The organism is Serratia liquefaciens, assembly GCF_027594825.1.
Lineage (GTDB): Bacteria > Pseudomonadota > Gammaproteobacteria > Enterobacterales > Enterobacteriaceae > Serratia > Serratia liquefaciens_A.
Genome location: NZ_CP088930.1, coordinates 4,113,343 through 4,131,122, shown reverse-complemented (window position 1 = coordinate 4,131,122; position 17,780 = coordinate 4,113,343). Strand labels below are relative to the sequence as shown.

The 17,780-nt window shown below is 57.0% G+C and carries 16 protein-coding genes and 1 other annotated feature; of the genes, 3 read left to right on the top strand and 13 right to left on the bottom strand.

What is annotated here, in order from left to right; all coding sequences use genetic code 11:
- Window positions 1-62: 62 nt before the first annotated feature.
- From LQ945_RS18920 to LQ945_RS18875, 10 genes are all read right to left on the bottom strand, one after another.
- Window positions 63-1,211, bottom strand: a complete 1,149-nt coding sequence (locus tag LQ945_RS18920) for a glycerate kinase (protein WP_270101472.1) — start codon at window positions 1,209-1,211, stop codon at window positions 63-65.
- A gap of 9 nt (window positions 1,212-1,220) precedes the next feature.
- Entirely contained in the window at window positions 1,221-2,486 is a 1,266-nt protein-coding gene (locus tag LQ945_RS18915; protein WP_262239363.1) for a GntP family permease, read from the bottom strand.
- 118 nt (window positions 2,487-2,604) lie between these two features.
- Complete coding sequence (locus LQ945_RS18910; RefSeq protein ID WP_262239362.1) at window positions 2,605-3,738, bottom strand: sugar diacid recognition domain-containing protein; 1,134 nt, start codon at window positions 3,736-3,738, stop codon at window positions 2,605-2,607.
- A gap of 166 nt (window positions 3,739-3,904) precedes the next feature.
- On the bottom strand, window positions 3,905-4,549 hold the full coding sequence (gene adk / locus LQ945_RS18905) for an adenylate kinase (protein ID WP_044548735.1): 645 nt from the start codon (window positions 4,547-4,549) through the stop codon (window positions 3,905-3,907).
- A 203-nt stretch (window positions 4,550-4,752) separates the two neighbouring features.
- Window positions 4,753-6,618, bottom strand: a complete 1,866-nt coding sequence (gene htpG / locus LQ945_RS18900) for a molecular chaperone HtpG (protein ID WP_020825535.1) — start codon at window positions 6,616-6,618, stop codon at window positions 4,753-4,755.
- Window positions 6,619-6,757: 139 nt separating this feature from the next.
- A complete protein-coding gene (gene recR / locus LQ945_RS18895) occupies window positions 6,758-7,363 on the bottom strand; it encodes a recombination mediator RecR (protein WP_020825534.1) in 606 nt (201 codons plus the stop codon).
- On the bottom strand, window positions 7,363-7,692 hold the full coding sequence (locus LQ945_RS18890; RefSeq protein WP_044548733.1) for a YbaB/EbfC family nucleoid-associated protein: 330 nt from the start codon (window positions 7,690-7,692) through the stop codon (window positions 7,363-7,365). Before LQ945_RS18890 ends, recR begins: the two co-directional genes overlap by 1 nt.
- A gap of 41 nt (window positions 7,693-7,733) precedes the next feature.
- Entirely contained in the window at window positions 7,734-9,683 is a 1,950-nt protein-coding gene (gene dnaX, locus LQ945_RS18885) for a DNA polymerase III subunit gamma/tau (RefSeq protein ID WP_044548732.1), read from the bottom strand.
- Window positions 8,337-8,401, bottom strand: a sequence feature (DnaX frameshifting element). Its footprint overlaps the gene before it by 65 nt.
- An 83-nt stretch (window positions 9,684-9,766) precedes the next feature.
- Window positions 9,767-10,318 carry an adenine phosphoribosyltransferase gene (apt, locus tag LQ945_RS18880; protein ID WP_044548731.1) on the bottom strand — a complete coding sequence of 184 codons (552 nt, stop codon included), beginning with the start codon at window positions 10,316-10,318 and terminating at the stop codon, window positions 9,767-9,769.
- A 192-nt stretch (window positions 10,319-10,510) separates the two neighbouring features.
- Complete coding sequence (locus tag LQ945_RS18875; protein WP_270101471.1) at window positions 10,511-10,891, bottom strand: DUF454 family protein; 381 nt, start codon at window positions 10,889-10,891, stop codon at window positions 10,511-10,513.
- 150 nt (window positions 10,892-11,041) lie between these two features.
- Here LQ945_RS18875 and priC point away from each other — a divergent pair, with 150 nt between their 5' ends.
- Window positions 11,042-11,578 (top strand): primosomal replication protein, encoded by a 537-nt coding sequence (gene priC, locus LQ945_RS18870; protein ID WP_270101470.1) that lies wholly within the window; start codon window positions 11,042-11,044, stop codon window positions 11,576-11,578.
- A 101-nt stretch (window positions 11,579-11,679) separates the two neighbouring features.
- Window positions 11,680-11,859 (top strand): pleiotropic regulatory protein RsmS, encoded by a 180-nt coding sequence (rsmS, locus tag LQ945_RS18865; protein ID WP_044548729.1) that lies wholly within the window; start codon window positions 11,680-11,682, stop codon window positions 11,857-11,859.
- A 37-nt stretch (window positions 11,860-11,896) separates the two neighbouring features.
- Here rsmS and mscK read toward each other — a convergent pair whose 3' ends face one another.
- From mscK to acrR, 3 genes are all read right to left on the bottom strand, one after another.
- Window positions 11,897-15,292 (bottom strand): mechanosensitive channel MscK, encoded by a 3,396-nt coding sequence (gene mscK, locus LQ945_RS18860; RefSeq protein ID WP_270101469.1) that lies wholly within the window; start codon window positions 15,290-15,292, stop codon window positions 11,897-11,899.
- Between the two features lie 100 nt (window positions 15,293-15,392).
- Window positions 15,393-15,746: a DsrE/DsrF/TusD sulfur relay family protein gene (locus LQ945_RS18855; protein ID WP_044548727.1), complete on the bottom strand. Its 354-nt coding sequence runs from the start codon at window positions 15,744-15,746 to the stop codon at window positions 15,393-15,395.
- A 10-nt stretch (window positions 15,747-15,756) separates the two neighbouring features.
- On the bottom strand, window positions 15,757-16,446 hold the full coding sequence (gene acrR / locus LQ945_RS18850; protein ID WP_182821805.1) for a multidrug efflux transporter transcriptional repressor AcrR: 690 nt from the start codon (window positions 16,444-16,446) through the stop codon (window positions 15,757-15,759).
- Window positions 16,447-16,588: 142 nt separating this feature from the next.
- Here acrR and sdeX point away from each other — a divergent pair, with 142 nt between their 5' ends.
- Complete coding sequence (sdeX, locus tag LQ945_RS18845; RefSeq protein ID WP_270101468.1) at window positions 16,589-17,776, top strand: multidrug efflux RND transporter periplasmic adaptor subunit SdeX; 1,188 nt, start codon at window positions 16,589-16,591, stop codon at window positions 17,774-17,776.
- Window positions 17,777-17,780: the final 4 nt, after the last annotated feature.

Genomic DNA, 17,780 nt, shown 5'->3' with positions numbered 1-17,780 from the left:
AAAAGCGCCTCGTCGGAACCGATATCAGCAACAGGCGTTGCCCATGATAAAGGGGAGAGAAATTAGCTCTGCGCCAACCGCCACACCGCCGCCACGTTGCGCGCCGTCACCTCCAGGTTATCGGCCGCTTCCGACAGTGCTTCCTCCAGCGAAACGACCCGATCGAGCACCGAAAATGCCGCGTCAATGCCGTGCTGGTGTACCACCTGATAATCTTTCGACAGGCTGCCGGCAATGCCAATCACCGGCAAACCATAGCGCTTGGCCACTCGCGCCACACCAATCGGCGTTTTGCCGTGGATGGACTGACTGTCCAGCCGCCCTTCGCCGGTGATCACCAGATCCGCATCGCGCAGCGCCTCTTCCAGCTGCAAGGTTTCAATCACAATCTCAATGCCGGGTCGCAGGCGCGCGTTAAGCATACCGAGCAACGCTGCCCCCATCCCGCCCGCCGCACCGGCACCCGGTACGTTGATGACCTCACGGCCGGTGGCCTGTTCCAGCAACGTGCCGTAATGGCGCAGTGCTGCATCGAGCTGCGCGACGGTCTCCGGCGTAGCCCCCTTCTGCGGGCCAAACACCGCAGAGGCTCCGTTAGCGCCGCACAAGGGGTTATCGACGTCGCAGGCCGCCGTTATGTTCACCTGCTGCAGACGCGGATCCATCCCGGAAAGATCGATATAGGCCAACTGTGCCAGCGCCGCTCCACCCGGCTGCAGGCATTGCCGCTGGTCGTCCAGCAGTTTCACCCCCAGCGCCTGCAGCATACCGGCACCGCCGTCATTGGTAGCGCTGCCGCCAATGCCAAGAATAATCGCCTTAACGCCGCGTTCCAGAGCAGCCAGGATCAGCTCACCGGTACCATAACTGGTGGTCATGCGCGGATCTCGCTGCGCCTTGGGTGCCAGATGCAACCCGGAAGCCGCCGCCATCTCGATAACGGCGGTTTCGCCTTCTCCCAGCAAACCGTAGAAGGCCTGTACCGGTTGGCCCAGCGGACCGGTGACCTCTGCCCTGACGATTTCCCCACCGGTGGCCGCCACCATCGAATCCACCGTACCTTCGCCGCCGTCCGCCATGGGCAGCTTCACATACTGTACCTGCGGGAAGATCTGGCGGAAGCCGCGTTCGATGGCTTCGGCCACCTCCAGCGCACTCAGGCTTTCTTTAAACGAATCCGGCGCAATCACCACTTTTTTCAGCGTTTTCATTACTCTTCCTTATCCCGCCAGATTAAATACGCCAAACATCAACGCCGAGACGGCCGCGATGGTAAAGCCGACCAGTGTTTCATAAGGCAGTAGCTTCAACCGCTGATGCACGGCCATATTGACGCTACCGCCGGTGGCATGGAAGAAGCTGCCGTGCGGCAGGTGATCCAGTACCGTCGCACCGGCATGGATCATCGCCGCCCCTGCCAGCCCGCTGACGCCCAGCTCCAGCAGAGTGCTGCTGAAGACCCCGGATGCCACGGCGGTACCCGCGGTGGTCGAAGCGGTCGCCATCGACATCAGCGCCCCGGACAGTGGCGCCAACAGCCAGGCCGGCATGCCGGTGTGGGTCAATCCGCTAATGAGCACGTCCTTCAGCGCCGAGTTGGCAATGATCCCCGCCAGGGTGCCGGTGCCGAGCAGCATAATCGCCACCGGCGCCATACGGGACAGGCCGGAAACCATAAACTGATTACACTGGCGAATACGGCCCATCAGTAATGCTCCCACCAGGCCGCCCACCGGCAGCGCTATCAGCGGATCGATGGCAATACCGGCGATCGGCCGCAGCGACAGCAGAACAATGGCAACCAATGGCGCGCTGATGGCCGCAGCAAAGCCAGGACGTACGCCTTCGGCTTGTTGCGTCAGCTCTTCTGCCATTACCTTATCGCCCTTGTCGCTCAACCGCCGGGCCAGCAGATAGGCCACGATCAATCCGCACAGCCCTGGCACGATGCCGGCCATCATCACCGAGGTCAGCGGCACGTGGAAGTTATCGGCAGCCGCAATGGTGTTGGGGTTTGGTGACATCACGTTACCGGCCTTGCCGCCGCCGATCATCGCCAGCAGGATCGCCGCGCGGGAGATCCCGGCCTTCTGAGCGATGGAAAGGGCAATCGGCGCCACGGTGATCACCGCCACGTCGATAAATACGCCCACGGCAGTCAGGATCAGTGTAGCTACCGCCAGCGCCAACAGCGCGCGGGTTTCCCCGACTTTGCGGACGATGGTTTCGGCGATGGTGTGCGCCGCGCCGGACTCGATCAACACCCCGGCCAGCACCCCCGCCGCCAAAATGCGCATCACGGCGTTGGTAATGCCCTGGGCGCCGGTGATCATCAGCGTTACGGTCTGCACCAGATCGGCGCCGCCGCATAATCCGCCCGCCAGCGCGCCGGCAATCATGCCATAGGCCGGTGGGACCTTGCGTAAAATCAGGACGATAGCGACGATCAATGCCACCAGCGCCCCCAGCGTGGATACCGTTGTCATTATTATTTTCCCCGTTGTTGGTGTGGGGAGAACATATCCTGAGCGCCAGGCATTGGCGTGAGAGAAAGCCACAAAAACCTCTGCGTCTGTGCGCCGGAAAGTTGTGGTTTCACACAATTCAATCGTGCATCAGCATGCCGATATACAGCCGCAAGGAATCCGTTAACTGATTGATTTTCAATCCAGTAATGGCTTCAATACGCTGCAGGCGATAACGCAAGGTATTGACGTGGATATGAAGCTCGGCGGCGGTCTGCGTTTGATCACAATTTCGCGAAAAATAGTGTTTCAGGGTGCTGCGCAGCACCCCCTTGTCATCGTGATCGCCCAAAACCTGCCAGGGGCGGGAAAGCTCCTGCGCGCGCCAATCCTCACCCAGATCACACAACAGCGAAGGCAGTGGATAATCTTGATAGAACAGCGTCTTGTGGCGCAGCTTCAAGCGCTTTGCCATCGTCTGCGTCGCGCGGGCCGTCAGGTTTGAGCGGTGCAGCCCCGCCTCATCGCTAAAGAAACCGCCGATAATCAGCCGCAGGTTGAAACGCGGCTGAAGCTGACTTAGCAATTGCTGCGCCTGTTTGCGCTCCTGCTTCAAACTCCAGGCTCCCTGCACCAGGCTGGCGGGACGCAGCAGGATCATTTCGTTGAAGCCGGTGATAGCGATCAACGCTTCACGCTGCGTGTGCTCCAGCTCTGTCAGCAGTTCACGCAGCAGATGCGGCTGAGCGTCCTGTAATTCCACGATCCAGACAATGCGCGGCTGTTGCAGATCCAATCCCAGATAAGCAGCCATCGCCTCCAGCGAGCCCGATGCCGGCTGCGGCTGCAGCAACTGATTGGCCAACTCCTCGCGGTAGCGTTTCTCCCACTGGTTTTGATCCAGCAACGCCGCCTGCTCCACCATCATTTCGGCCGCCATTTTCACCAGCTCAGCATAGGCACGTACCTGCGCGGGTTCACCGGAAATGCCGATCACCCCCACCTGCTGGCTGTGAAAACTGAACGGCAGGTTGATACCGGGCTGCACGCCTTTCAGGTGCGCGGCGGTCACCGCATCGATTTCCACCACCCGGTTCTCGGTCAGCGCCAGCACCGCCCCTTCATGGCGCTGGAACAGGCGCGAAGGATTACCGGACGCGATAATGACGCCGTTGTTGTCCATCACGTTGACAGAATGGCTGATGATGCTCATCGCCCGCTGCACAATCTGGCGCGCAGTGGATTCTGCCAGCAAATGGGTCGATCTGAGCATGTGGATTATCCCCAGGGGTTAAGATGGGGGAGTTATACGTCATTTCTAGCGGCGGATTAAAGGGCACAGGCGCAACAAGCCACGGCGATCACAATTCGGCGGAAAAATAGCAAAAAAAACGCCAGGCGGATGAGGCCTGGCGCTATGCACAGCAATGAAAAACCGATCAGCCGAGGATGTTTGCCAGTTCGGCGCTCACTTCGGTCACTTTGCGGGTGCCGTCGATTTTACGGTATTGGGTGTTACCTGCCGCAGCTTCTTTGCTGTAGTAGGAAATCAGCGGTGCCGTCATCTGATGGTACTCCACCAGACGTTTACGCACAGTTTCTTCCTGGTCGTCTTTACGGGTCGTCAGTTCTTCACCGGTCGCGTCGTCTTTGCCTTCCACCTTCGGTGGATTGAACTTAATGTGGTACACACGGCCAGAAGGCGCATGTACGCGACGGCCAACGATGCGATCGACAATCAGCTCGTCCGGTACGTCAAATTCCAGCACGTAATCCACGTTGATGCCGGCTTCTTTCATCGCGTCAGCCTGTGGAATGGTGCGCGGGAAACCGTCCAGCAGAAAACCTTTACGGCAATCTTCCTGGGTGATGCGTTCTTTAACCAGTGCAATGACCAACTCATCGGTCACCAGCTTGCCGGCGTCCATGATTTCTTTCGCCTGCTTGCCCAATTCACTGCCGGCCTTCACGGCTGCGCGCAACATATCACCCGTGGAGATTTGCGGAATACCGTATTTCTCCATGATGAATTGAGCCTGAGTACCTTTACCAGCGCCCGGAGCGCCCAGCAGAATGATACGCATTGCGTAAATCCCCTTGCTATGTAGTTTTTATAAAATTGCGAAAACGCTCAACCATACCATTTCAGGGGGGGCTGGCTCAAGGTACGCGAGGAAATCGATTGCGGGACAAAAGGAAGGAAACAGAGAATAAAGCACGGAAAATCGGCAGGAAAAACAAAAAAATACGCCCAAAACTCGCGGATTTTGGGCGTATATGCTCGGAATTATGCGGACAACAGTTTATTCATACGACGGATAAACTGGTTTGGATCCTCCAGGGTGCCGCGTTCAGCCAGCAGTGCCTGATCCAATAACAGGTCAATCCATTCGGCGAATTGTTCGTTATCGCCCACATCGGATGCGCGTTTGACCAACGCATGCTCCGGATTCAGTTCGAAAATGTACTTCACCGCCGGCGCTTCCTGGCCCGCAGCGGCAAACAATTTCGCCATCTGGGTGCTCATTTCGTCGGCATCGGTGATAACGATAGCCGGCGTGTCGGTCAGACGGTGCGTCAGACGCACGTCCTTCACGCGATCGCCCAGCAGGGTTTTCACGCGGTCAACAAAAGGCTCCAGCTGCTTCTCGGCGGCCTTCTGCTCTTCGGTTTCGTCTGCCAACTTATCCAACGCGTCATCTGCCTTGCTGACGGACTGGAAGGGCTTGCCGTCGAACTCGGTCAGGTAGCTCATCATCCATTCGTCGATACGGTCGGAAAGCAGCAGCACTTCGATGCCTTTCTTGCGGAACAGCTCCAGGTGCGGGCTGCTCTTGGCGGCGGCATAGCTGTCGGCAGTGATGTAATAAATCTTCTCCTGCCCTTCTGCCATGCGGCCCACGTACTCTTCCAGCGAGACGGTTTGCGCCGAGCTGTCGTTATGGGTGGAAGCAAAGCGCAACAGCTTGGCAATGGCTTCTTTGTTGCCACCGTCTTCCGCCGGGCCCTCTTTCAACACCAGACCGAACTGCTGCCAGAACTTCTGGTAGCCTTCCGCATCGTCTTTAGCCAGTTTCTCCAGCATCTGCAACACACGCTTGGTCAGTGCACCGCGCAGGTTCTGGGTCACGCGGCTGTCTTGCAGGATCTCACGCGAAACGTTCAGCGGCAGATCGTTGGAATCTATCAGACCACGCACGAAACGCAGGTAGTTCGGCATGAACTGTTCAGCGTCGTCCATGATGAACACGCGCTGCACGTACAGCTTCAGGCCGTGCTTGTGGTCGCGGTTCCACATGTCCCATGGCGCCTGGGCCGGAATGTACAGCAGGCTGGTGTATTCCTGCTTGCCTTCCACCCGGTTGTGGCTCCAGCTCAGCGGATCGGTAAAGTCGTGCGCGATGTGCTTGTAGAACTCTTTGTATTCTTCATCGGTAACGTCAGCCTTGCTGCGGGTCCACAGGGCCTGTGCCTTGTTGATTTTTTCCCAGGTGACGGTGCCGTCTTCTTCGTTTTTGCTTTCAATTTCAACCGGCAATGCGATGTGGTCGGAGTATTTGCCGATCACTGAGCGCAGACGCCAGGCATCGAGATACTCATCTTCGCCTTCGCGCAGATGCAGGGTAATTTCGGTTCCGCGATCTTCTTTACTGATGTCGGCAATGGTGTAATCGCCTTCGCCGACAGACTCCCAAAACACGCCTTGATCGGCCGGAGCGCCCGCTGCACGAGTACGTACAGTGACTTTATCCGCCACGATGAACGCGGAGTAGAACCCCACGCCGAACTGACCAATCAGCTGGCTGTCTTTGGCCTGGTCGGAACCGATGGATTCCAGGAAGGCTTTGGTACCTGACTTGGCAATGGTACCCAGGTTTTCAATCACTTCCTCACGGCTCATGCCAATGCCGTTGTCGGCAATGGTCAACGTACGCTGCTCTTTATCGAAGGAAAGGCGCACACGCAGCTCGCCATCACCTTCATACAGCTCAGGCGTCGACAGTGCGCGGAAACGCAGCTTGTCGGCGGCATCCGAGGCGTTGGAGATCAACTCGCGCAGGAAAATTTCTTTATTGGAGTACAGCGAATGAATCATCAAATGAAGCAGTTGTTTTACTTCAGACTGGAAACCACGGGTTTCTTGACCTTTCATACTCATTGATTACCTCAAAGACAATAGCTACCAAAAGCGAACAATGAGGATTAAGTGGGGACAAGGGCGTTGTTTTTCAAGCGGCTGGGGGGGAAATTTTTGCAGGAAACTAACGGGGCCGCGATGGCCCCGCTAAAGATCAGAACTTGATGACGTGACGACCGGCCAGGGAATGCGACAACGTGGTGCCATCGACCATTTCCAGTTCACCGCCCACCGGCACGCCGTGGGCAATGCGGCTGGCGACCACGCCATACTGGCCGCACATCTCGGCGATATAGTTGGCGGTTGCCTCACCTTCCACCGTCGGGTTGGTGGCCAGGATCACTTCGGTGATGCTTTCTTTTTCCAGCCGTTGCTCCAGCCGATCCAGACCGATATCACCGGGCCCAATGCCGTCCATCGGCGACAGGTGGCCCATCAGCACAAAGTAGCGCCCGGCGAACTGGCCGGTCTGTTCGATGGCGTGAATATCAGCCGGGCTTTCCACCACGCAGATCTGGCCGTTTTGCTGACGGCGCGGATTGGCGCAGATGGTGCAAACGTCCTGCTCGGTGAACGTACGGCAATCGGCACAGTGGCCGATCTCTGACATGGCGCGGGTCAGCGCCTGCGCCAGGCGCATCCCGCCGCTGCGATCGCGCTGCAACAACTGGAACGCCATACGCTGCGCCGACTTCGGGCCAACGCCCGGCAGGCAGCGCAACGCCTCCATCAGTGTTTCAAGGAGCGGGCTGGTCTGCATTAGAACGGCATCTTAAAGCCAGGTGGCAGTTGCATACCGTTGGACACAGACGCCATTTTCTCTTTCTGGGTTTCGTCGATGCGGCGCGCTGCGTCGTTAATCGCAGCGGCGATCAGATCTTCCAGCATGTCTTTGTCGTCTTCCATCAGGCTCTGATCGATCTCCACACGACGGCAGTTGTGCGCACCGTTGATGGTGACTTTCACCAGGCCGGCGCCGGATTCGCCAGTCACTTCCAATTTGGCGACTTCTTCCTGCATCTGCTGCATTTTTTCTTGCATTTGCTGGGCTTGCTTCATCAGGTTGCCCAGACCGCCTTTACCAAACATAGTCGTCTCTCGTCGCTAGGGCCGCGCACTTTACGCGGCGTTTAAATGGGGCGAATACTCTCTTCATCCAGGTCTGCGTCGAAGAACCGGCGCAGCGTTTGGATATTGGTATCCGCAACGATCGACTGGCGCGCCTGCGCCAGTTTTTCTTCATAAATGGCTTGGCGCCACTCCAGCGGAGTCCGCTCCGCCGGATTATCGTCTTCCACCACGGTCAGCTCAACCGGACTGCCGTGCAGCTCGGTGAGTGCATCGGTCAACACCTTCTGCGCCGAAGGCGAGTTCAGATGGCGCTGCGACGACCGCAGATGAAGACAAATTTTACCTGGTTCCAGCACTTCTTTAACCGCGTTCAACGCCAGTTGCTGCACCAGTTTTGGAATTTTCAGCTTATCGATTTCCGCCGCCCAGGCATCGCGTTCCAGCGACTCTACCACCAGCTTGGCTGACAGTTCGGGCGTTTTTTCATGCTCAAGCGCAGTGCGCAGCGCTTTTGGCGTCGCCAGCGGTTCCGGCTCGGCCTCTGGCTCGGTCTGTGCGCGCCAGCGATAAGCTTCCGGCTTGGCCGGTTTTTGCTGAACCAGTTTTTCCGCCTGGCGCTGCTGGCTGCGCTCAGTCACGGAAGCCAACCGCTCCAGTGCTGAGTTTGCCGGCCGCGCTTTTCCTGGCGCCGCCGGTTCACTCTTTTTTGGTGTGGATGCTCCCTGCCGTAACAGCTGGGTGCGCGCCTTTAATAATTGCGCGGTGGCATCCGGTAAACTCGCTGGCGGATTGTTCTGCGGGGCGGCCTGCCCTAACGGCGGTGGCGCGTCCTGAAACTGTGGCGGCTGAGCCGATGGTGCCTGCGGCTGCGCCATCTGCGCCGGAGCAGTTTGCACCATCGCCACCGGCTCCGGGATCACCGCTTTCGGGTGAAACGCCAGCGCACGCAGCAGGGTCATCTCGACCCCCATACGGCGATCCGGCGCAAAGGCCAGTTCTTTACGGCCGACCAGCAGCGTTTGGTAATAAAGCTGTACGTCCGTCGGCGGTAAAGTTCGCGCCAACTCACGTAGCCGCTGTTCAATGGCGGCGTAATGATTGTCCAGTACCGATGGCAGCAGTTGCACCATCGCGATCCGGTGCAGCAAGGCCAGCGTTTCGACCAGCAGGTTTTCCCAGTCAACACCGCGTGAAGCGGCCTGCGCGACCTGCGCCATCACCTTTTCGCCGTCGGCGCTCACCAGCGCTTCGAGGATCGCCAGCGGCTGTTCGTCGTCGAGCGTGCCGAGCATTTGGCTGACGGTGACGGTGGTCACCTGGCCCTGGCCCATCGCGATAGCCTGATCGGTGAGGCTCAGCGCGTCACGCATGCTGCCGTCGGCGGCACGCGCTATCAGCTGCAGAGCGCGCTGGTCGCTGGTGATTTGTTCTGCCTGCAGAACCGTTTCCAACTGGTTACGGATCTGCTCGACATCTAAAGCCTTAAGATGAAATTGCAGGCAACGCGACAAGATGGTGACCGGCAGCTTCTGCGGATCGGTCGTCGCAAGCAGGAATTTAACGTGAGAAGGCGGCTCTTCCAGCGTTTTCAACAGCGCATTGAAGCTGTGACGCGAGAGCATGTGCACTTCGTCAATCAGGTAAACCTTGAAGCGGCCTCGGGCGGGGGCGTACTGGACGTTATCCAGCAGATCGCGGGTATCTTCCACCTTGGTTCTGGACGCGGCGTCGATCTCGATCAGATCAACAAAGCGCCCCTGCTCAATCTCGCGGCAGTTGTCGCATTGACCGCACGGTGTGGCGGTGATGCCGGTTTCACAGTTCAGGCCTTTGGCCAGCAGGCGCGCAATGGTGGTTTTACCCACGCCGCGCGTGCCCGAGAACAGATAGGCGTGATGAATCCGCCCCAGCGAGAGGCCGTTAGCCAGCGCAGTCAGGACATGTTCCTGTCCGACAACATCTGCAAACGTTTGAGGGCGCCACTTACGGGCAAGAACCTGATAGCTCATTAATACCGGAAAAGTCGAGTAATCTGGAGGGTCATGCTAACACAGCCCCGCGGCGTTCCGCGAGGCCGTTGTGGTAATGCAGATCAGTGGCCGGCGAAGTTGACCAGGCTGTAGCATTCAATACCCAGGGAGTTCAAACGCGCTTCACCGCCAAGATCCGGCAGGTTAATAATGAAAGCGGCGTCTTTGACTTCACCGCCCAGACGACGGATCAGTTTTGCGGTAGCTTCGATGGTGCCACCGGTGGCCAGCAGATCGTCCACCACCAGCACTTTATCACCGGCACTGATGGCATCGGTGTGGATTTCCAGCTGGTCAGTACCGTATTCCAGCTCATAGCTTTCGCTGAGTGTCGCACGCGGCAGCTTGCCCGGTTTACGCACCGGAACAAAACCCACGCCCAGCGCCAACGCCACCGGGGCGCCAAACAGGAAACCACGCGCTTCGGTGCCAACCACCTTGGTCACGCCCGCTTCGCGGAAACGCTCGACCAGCAATTCAATGCTGGCGGCATAGGCCAGCGGGTTTTCCAGCAGGCTGGTGACGTCACGGAACAGTATGCCCGGCTTAGGGTAATCCGGAATGGTTTTGATACTGTCTTTAATAAACTGAAGCTGCTGTGCAGTAGCGGTCATAATTATTGCCTGATAAAACTGCCTGATGACTTGCGCGCAGGTCGTCTGAAACCCAATCCCGAGATAAACAGGAAATGGGTAGCACCCCGCGCACGAAAACGCCCAAATCTATGCAAACTGGCGGACAAATGCAACTCTCCGCTGCATCTTTCAAGCCGCGCCCTGAAAGCTATTGGATATCATAAGCCACAATCAACGCTGTTTTTGTTGCGATAAGTCAACAACCGGCAGGCGCAACATAAAGGTCAGCAAAATAGCCAACATCAGTAACAGCACACCGCGCACCCACCAGATTTTCACCAGCCACAACGAAAACGCGAATGTCAGCACAATCACCACCACCGCCTTCCATTTAGCCCCCGGCGGCAAGGCGCGATGCTGCTGCCAATGGCGCAGATAAGGCCCGAACCAGGAGCGATACAGCAGCCAACTGTGGAATCGCGGCGACGAACGGGCGAAGCACCAGGCGGCCAACAGCAGAAACGGCGTCGTCGGCAGCAGCGGCAAAACCACGCCCAGCGTCGCCAACACCACCGCCAACCAACCGAGGATAATCAATAACCAACGCGTCATGCGAGCCCTTGTCCATCAACCTGTCTGGCGTTACTTTATCACCGCCTTCCCCTGTGCCACCAGCCGCAACGGGCGGAATATAGGCACGGTGCTTGTTTCACGACGCGATCGCGGGCAAGCTGAGCCCACTATCCCCCCAATGGAGCCGACGTGAGCACCCAGCGTCTTTTAGAAGCGTTAGAACAACAAATCAAGGTATTGGCCAGCGAGATCACGCCACGCGGCGATGCTCCGATCCCGCAGGCACGCTTCGATACTGCGCTGTTCTCTAACCGCGGTACACGACTGCGCGATTATCTGACCGAAGTGCAAAAAAATTTCGCCCAGCTGCAGACGGCGGCCAATGACAACCGCACCACTCAGGTAGCCTTTCTGGCCGAAAAGTTGCTGGCGCAGCTGACCGCCCTGCAACGCGAGCTGGCAACCCAGGCGCTGCGCCGTAAGAATCAACCCAAAGAAGTGGCAGCGGTCGACTTGTATCACAAGCTGGCCGAACATCAGGATTACGAACGCCGGATCATTGCAATGATTCAGGATCGGGAAAGCCTGCTGGGAAGGCAGACGACGCTCGCGGCACAGCAAAAGCTTCAGCATGAGCTGGCTGCGTTAGAAGGCCGACTGACGCGTTGCCGTCAAGCTCTGGCGCGTATTGAGCGCAGTATTGAACGTAAAGAAAACGGTTTTTGAAGATTTATCACAATATTTTAATGATTATTCCCCCCAATCGGGCTTGTTCACTATACTCAGCCGAACGAAGTATCATTCATCTCAATTAAAACGTGGGTTTTATGTCTCTAGAAAATGCCTCACCAGAATTGCAACTGGCGGTAGATCTGATTTACCTGCTGGAATGCAATGAAATCGATCCCGCCACTGCGCTGGCGGCGCTGGATATTGTCAAACGGGACTATCAGGAAAAGCTGCAGCGCAACGGCGCCACCTCCCCTTACCTGCCTGTCGGGCAGTAAAAAGGGTTCAGCCTGCGCTGAACCCTGGATCCTCGTTCTACTCTCCTGCCGTTGTGCCGCCCTGATCCGGCGATAACGTCCGTTTCACTTCCTGCACCTCGTTGCCCTGCTGATTGTGCAAATAGACCTCGAGCTGGTTGAAAGCAATGTTGATGTCGTTTTCGCGACACAGGCGTTCGATAGAGCGATTCAGTTCGTCAACGGTATAGCTGCGGTCGCGTAGCTCACGCACGTAAAGGCGCAGCTCATGATCCAGCGTGCTGGCACCGAAATTCAGGAAGAAAACCTGCGGTTCCGGATCGCTCATCACCCGTGGGTTATCATGCGCTGCCTTCAACAGCACGGCTTTCACTTTGTCCAAATCGGAGCCGTAGGCCACTCCCACTTTGATTAAAACGCGAGTGATGGTGTCTGACAGCGACCAGTTGATCAGCCGTTCGGTCACAAATGCCTTATTCGGAATGATCACCTCTTTGCGGTCAAAGTCAGTGATGGTGGTGGCGCGAATGCGGATTTTGCTGACCGAACCGGAGAAAGTGCCAATAGTAATGGTATCGCCAATACGGATCGGCCGTTCGAACAGGATGATCAGACCGGAGACAAAGTTGGCAAAAATCTCCTGCAACCCGAAGCCCAACCCGACGGTCAAGCCGGCCGCCAGCCACTGAAGTTTATCCCAGGAGACGCCCAGCGACCCTAGCGCGGTGACGGCACCCACGGTGGTGATCAGGTAGGTGAGTATGGTGGTGACGGCGTAAGACGTCCCCTGCCGCAGCTGCAGCCGCGACAGCACCACCACCTCCAGCAGACCGGGCAGGTTGCGCGTCATCACGTAAGCGACGATCACCGCCGCTATCGCCACCATCATGTTGCCCAACGTCACCGCCTGCGCCACGCTGCTGCCGGCGACCGTGGTGGTGTAATGCCACAGCGTAATGCTGTCCAGGTACGAAATGACCGTCACCAAATCTGACCAAATGCCATACAGGGCGCTGGCGAAGATAATAAACAGCACCATGGTGGTCAGACGCAGCGACTGCTGGTTGATCTGATCGAGCGCCAAGGGCGGCTCCTCAACCGGTTCAACCCCTTCGGCTCCCTCTTTCTCTTTCGCCAGGCTCTGACGACGAGCTATCGCGCGGCGGTAAGCCAGACGGCGCGCCGCGACGCTCAGCCCGCGAATGGCGGTCAGATACACGATGTTCCACAGGAAGAACAGATACAGGCTGTCGATCCAGCGGCCGGCTAACCGCAACGTGGTATAGAAATAGCCGGCGAACATCAGCCCCAGCAGGATCAGCGGCGTGGCGGCAATGGCGGTAACAATGATCAGCCGTACCGCGTGCGAGCCTTTTTCACGCCAGCTGTCGCGGCACAACGGAAACACCAGCACCGCCAGCAGTGCCAACGTCAACATCACCACCACCTGGCCGATAACGTCTTCCACCAGACGCAGTGGCGCTTTCTCACCCAACACCGACCAGAAGATCAGCGGCAGCAACGCCAACCCCAAACGCATCGTCTGGCGACGGTAATGCGCACAAAGCTCGGCGGCGAAGTTGAAATGCCGTTCGCAGATGCCGCCAGGTGCCAGCGTGCGGTAGGTAAAGCCGAAAATCAGCCAGAACAGCGCCAGCTGTTGCGACAATGCCCAGAGAAAATCGCTGAGGCCGATTTCGGCACGGTAACACCAGAAACCGGCCCCCAGCAGCAGAGCCGAACCGGGCAGCACCTTCAACAGGGTCAACACAATGGCCTTGGGGGTGTGCATCTGGCTATCACGCTTTAACTGCCCCACGTCATTGGCCAGCTTCTGCAAATGGGTGTCTATCAGCTTGTAGCGCCAGCGCAACAGGCCGATCAGCAACAGCAGCGGGATCAGCATGACCAGTGAATTCAGTCCGCCCTGCAGTATTTTGCCGAGATCGACTTTGAAATCGAGCGCAGCCAGTTGATCTCTCACCGCCCCCGGCAAGGCTTTCAACCACGCCAGATCGACCGGTTTGTTACTGTTTACCCAGAAAATCTGCTGGGTCAGGGTATCTCGCAGCGAGCTGTTAACGCTGGTTAACTGCTGTTGGTTGATCTGCAGGCTGATCGATTGCGCCAACTGATTACTGAGCTGTTTGTTTAACTGATCCAACAGTTCGCGGCGCATATCGACGATTTCATTCAGGGCATCCAGCACGTCGGCGCCGGCTTTTTCTTTGCTGTCGGCGACCAGCTTGTTGATGTAATCGTCACCCTTGAACAGGTCGTCGCGCTGTTGGTTGATATCAAACTGTTCCAGGCGCAGATCGGCGATGCGCGTGCCCATATCCGCCACCAAGGTGCCCTGCGGCAGGCTTTGTTGCTGCTGATAAAGAATGCGCGACAGCACCAGGCTGCCTTTCAATACCTGGATCTGCTCCTTCAGATTGCGCTCCGCTTGCAGGCCGCGATCCAGCCAGTTCTTCACCCGAATATTCTGCTGGAACAGGACGTTACTCTCCTCCGTGGCGGCAATCAGCCGCTGGCTGAGCTGGCGGTTAACGTCCAGCTCTTTGCTGACCAACTGGTCGTGCTGGATGTCCGTGGCATCTTCCGGATTCTGCGCCTCTTTGGCGGTTTTTTCCGACAGCGTCAGGCGCTTGCTGTTGACCACTTCTTGCAGCAGTTGCACGTTGTGGTCGAGCGCATCGATATGCCCGTTAGTATAATCGCGCTGCTTCTGCAGCAGGTCTTGCAGGGTAGTGTTGGCTTCCAGACTTTTACGTTGCAGGTCGATCTGCGCATTGAGCAGCGTTTGCTCGGTGGCCAGCATTACCAGCTGACTGTCGCGCAGTGAGTTTTGCCCCGGCGTCTGATCGTTGATTTGGTTCCGAATTTCCTGCAGCCGTTGGGAAGCGGTATACATGCTGCTCTGCACCCGTTCCGGTTGAGTCTGCAACGAAACCAGCTGGCTGTTATAGGTGGAAAGATTTTCCTGCGCCGTCTGCAGGTCGTCGAGCGTCTGGTAGAGCCGGGTTTCCAATTGGCGTAGGGAAAGCGGCAGCAGTTCGGCCCTGGCGGCTGCACTGTCGACCGGCGTTTTGAGCGCCGCCAGGTCGTCGGTCACCTGACGCAGCTTGCCCGGTGCCAGTTGCAGCTGTTGCTTAAGCTGCGCGCCATCCTGCCTGGTGCGTTCAATCGCATCCAGCAACTCGAGCGTACGGGTGAGATCCTGCTGCGTGAGTTTGTTGACCGGCGTCAGCGTCTTTTGCTTATTCAGCGCATCAAGCTGGCTTTGGATTTCGCTGCGTGAAGGCAAATCGCCATTGAGCGTGGCATAAGCGGCAGGTGGGCAGATCGCGCAAACCGCGATCAGCAAAAACAGGGCAAAGGCGCGGGAGAACTCCACGCCGAAGAACGAGAATAGCGGCAGAAAAAGACGTTTGGCTAACCTGCGATGCATGATTTGGCTTCGAATCAATAAAGAAGCCTAAAGATTATCACGATCGCAGAGAGCCAAAGAATAAGAAAAGCGTTGCGGGTGATGTACAAATGTCGCGGACTTAGAAGGTCAATACCTTCTCCGCCGCCAGCGTCCACTGTGCCAGTTCAACCAGCGTACCGATTTCCACCCCATCCGCCAGTGGCAGCCGACTGACTCCGCGCGCATCGGCACAGGTTTTACACAATTTTACCGGTACCTGCTGAGCGGTGAGAATTTCCAGCATTTGCTGCAGATGGTAGCCTTCGTGTGGCTGCTGCCCGGCAATGCCCGCGACCACCGCATCAGACATCAAAAACAGTTTCAGGCTGAGATCGGCCTGCTGTTCTTTCAACGCAATAGCCAGACGCAGCGCGTTAAACAGCGATTCGTGGCCATAAGCGGCGCCATTGGCGATCAAAACAACGGATGACATGGTGTTTCTCCTATAAATGATGATGTTCTGCACTCAACGGGGGTGCCGCCAGCTCCCCCTCCTCCGGTTTTATCCGCAGGGTGGGACTGAATTGGGCCATTTCGATAAATGAGTCGATCAACACTGCCGCTTCGGCTTTCAGATCAAAACTTTCCGGCATAAAAAGCCAGTTTTCCATCAGGCCGGTAATGTAGGCTCGCAGGATGATAGATGCGCGGCGGGTGTGTAAATCGGCTGGCAGTTGGCCGTGGCGCATACTGTTGCGCAGCACGGACTCAATACGGTCGTAACCTTCCAGATAGAGGACTTTACGGGCATCTTGCAGCGGGAGCATCTCACCGACAAATTCACACTTATGAAAAACGATCTCCATCAGGGCACGCCTGCGTGCGTCATCTACCGTAGCCGTCAGAATATAAATTAGAATTTCGCGTAAAATACGCAGTGGATTCTCAGGGTACTTTGCCTGATACTCTAGTTCGAGATCGCCTATTTTCGACTCTGATAATTCCCAAACTTCGTTAAACAGGTCTACCTTATTCTTGAAGTGCCAGTAAATTGCGCCACGCGTCACCCCAGCAGCGGTGGCAATATCGGTGAGGGACGTTGCAGAAACGCCACGTTCAGAGAATTCTCGCACCGCAGCGTCAAGAATGTGCTGTCGAGTTTCTTGCGCTTGCTGTTTGGTTTTTCGTGCCATGGCGTTGTTTTTTCGGGGAAGTGAGATTTACATACATTCGTGTATGTATGTACCATAGCACGCACTAATAATTAACGCAGCAATGGGTTTTAAAGCTTGTGATCCATTGATCATTTTGAAATCGGACACTTGAGGTTTTTCTATGAACAAAAACAGAGGGTTAACGCCTCTGGCGGCAGTTCTGATGCTTTCAGGCAGCTTAGTGCTAACAGGATGTAACGATAAAGAAACCCAACAGCAAGGCGCCAAGGCACCGGCTCCCGAAGTGGGTGTAGTGACATTGAAGGCAGAACCTCTCAACATCACCACCGATCTTCCTGGCCGCACCGCTGCGTATCGTATCGCCGAAGTTCGCCCTCAGGTTAGCGGCATTATCCTGAAACGTAACTTCGTAGAAGGCAGCGATATCAAGGCAGGTACTTCCCTGTATCAAATCGATCCTGCTACCTACCAGGCGGCCTATGACAGCGCTAAAGGCGATTTGGCGAAAGCCCAAGCCAGCGCGTCTATCGCACGCGTGACGGTTAACCGCTACAAACCATTGCTGGGTACCAGTTACATCAGTAAGCAAGATTACGACACCGCAGTCTCCAACCTGCAGCAGGCGGAAGCCGCTGTTGTGGCTGCCAAAGCCGCTGTGGAAACCGCGCGCATCAACCTGGCTTACACAAAGGTGACTTCACCAATCTCCGGCCGTATCGGCAAATCTGCCGTGACCGAAGGGGCACTGGTCACCAACGGCCAAGCCACTGCTCTGTCCACCGTGCAGCAGCTTGATCCGATGTACGTCGACGTGACTCAGTCGAGCAACGACTTCCTGCGTCTGAAGCAAGAACTGGCAAGCGGTGCGCTGAAGCAAGAAAACGGCAAAGCCAAAGTGAAACTGCTGCTGGAAAACGGCGCGCAATACGCTCAGGAAGGCACGCTGGAATTCTCTGACGTCACCGTTGATGAAACCACCGGTTCCATCACCATTCGTGCGGTGTTCCCTAACCCGAACGATACGCTGTTGCCGGGCATGTTCGTTCGCGCCCGTCTGGACGAAGGCGTGCGCAGCGACGCATTGCTGGTGCCACAGCAGGGTGTGACGCGTAACCCACGTGGCGATGCTACCGCACTGGTGGTAGGTGCTGACGACAAAGTTGAATTGCGTACGCTGAAGGCCGATCAGGCTATCGGCGACAAATGGCTGGTTACCGACGGTTTGAAAGCCGGCGACCGCGTGATTGTCACCGGCTTGATGAAAGTCCGTCCGGGCGCTCAGGTAAAAGTGCAGGAAGTTGACACTCAGGCGCAAAAGCAGCCGCAGTCTGAAGCGCAGAAGTCATAAAAAG

Excerpts from the sequence above, each read along its gene's own strand:
- htpG (WP_020825535.1), bottom strand. The coding sequence starts at position 6,618 with ATGAAAGGTCAAGAAACCCGTGGTTTCCAGTCTGAAGTAAAACAACTG.
- sdeX (WP_270101468.1), top strand. The coding sequence starts at position 16,589 with ATGAACAAAAACAGAGGGTTAACGCCTCTGGCGGCAGTTCTGATGCTT.
- LQ945_RS18920 (WP_270101472.1), bottom strand. The coding sequence starts at position 1,211 with ATGAAAACGCTGAAAAAAGTGGTGATTGCGCCGGATTCGTTTAAAGAA.
- rsmS (WP_044548729.1), top strand. The coding sequence starts at position 11,680 with ATGTCTCTAGAAAATGCCTCACCAGAATTGCAACTGGCGGTAGATCTG.
- apt (WP_044548731.1), bottom strand. The coding sequence starts at position 10,318 with ATGACCGCTACTGCACAGCAGCTTCAGTTTATTAAAGACAGTATCAAA.
- acrR (WP_182821805.1), bottom strand. The coding sequence starts at position 16,446 with ATGGCACGAAAAACCAAACAGCAAGCGCAAGAAACTCGACAGCACATT.
- recR (WP_020825534.1), bottom strand. The coding sequence starts at position 7,363 with ATGCAGACCAGCCCGCTCCTTGAAACACTGATGGAGGCGTTGCGCTGC.
- LQ945_RS18875 (WP_270101471.1), bottom strand. The coding sequence starts at position 10,891 with ATGACGCGTTGGTTATTGATTATCCTCGGTTGGTTGGCGGTGGTGTTG.
- LQ945_RS18890 (WP_044548733.1), bottom strand. The coding sequence starts at position 7,692 with ATGTTTGGTAAAGGCGGTCTGGGCAACCTGATGAAGCAAGCCCAGCAA.
- LQ945_RS18915 (WP_262239363.1), bottom strand. The coding sequence starts at position 2,486 with ATGACAACGGTATCCACGCTGGGGGCGCTGGTGGCATTGATCGTCGCT.
- mscK (WP_270101469.1), bottom strand. The coding sequence starts at position 15,292 with ATGCATCGCAGGTTAGCCAAACGTCTTTTTCTGCCGCTATTCTCGTTC.
- LQ945_RS18910 (WP_262239362.1), bottom strand. The coding sequence starts at position 3,738 with ATGCTCAGATCGACCCATTTGCTGGCAGAATCCACTGCGCGCCAGATT.
- adk (WP_044548735.1), bottom strand. The coding sequence starts at position 4,549 with ATGCGTATCATTCTGCTGGGCGCTCCGGGCGCTGGTAAAGGTACTCAG.
- dnaX (WP_044548732.1), bottom strand. The coding sequence starts at position 9,683 with ATGAGCTATCAGGTTCTTGCCCGTAAGTGGCGCCCTCAAACGTTTGCA.
- LQ945_RS18855 (WP_044548727.1), bottom strand. The coding sequence starts at position 15,746 with ATGTCATCCGTTGTTTTGATCGCCAATGGCGCCGCTTATGGCCACGAA.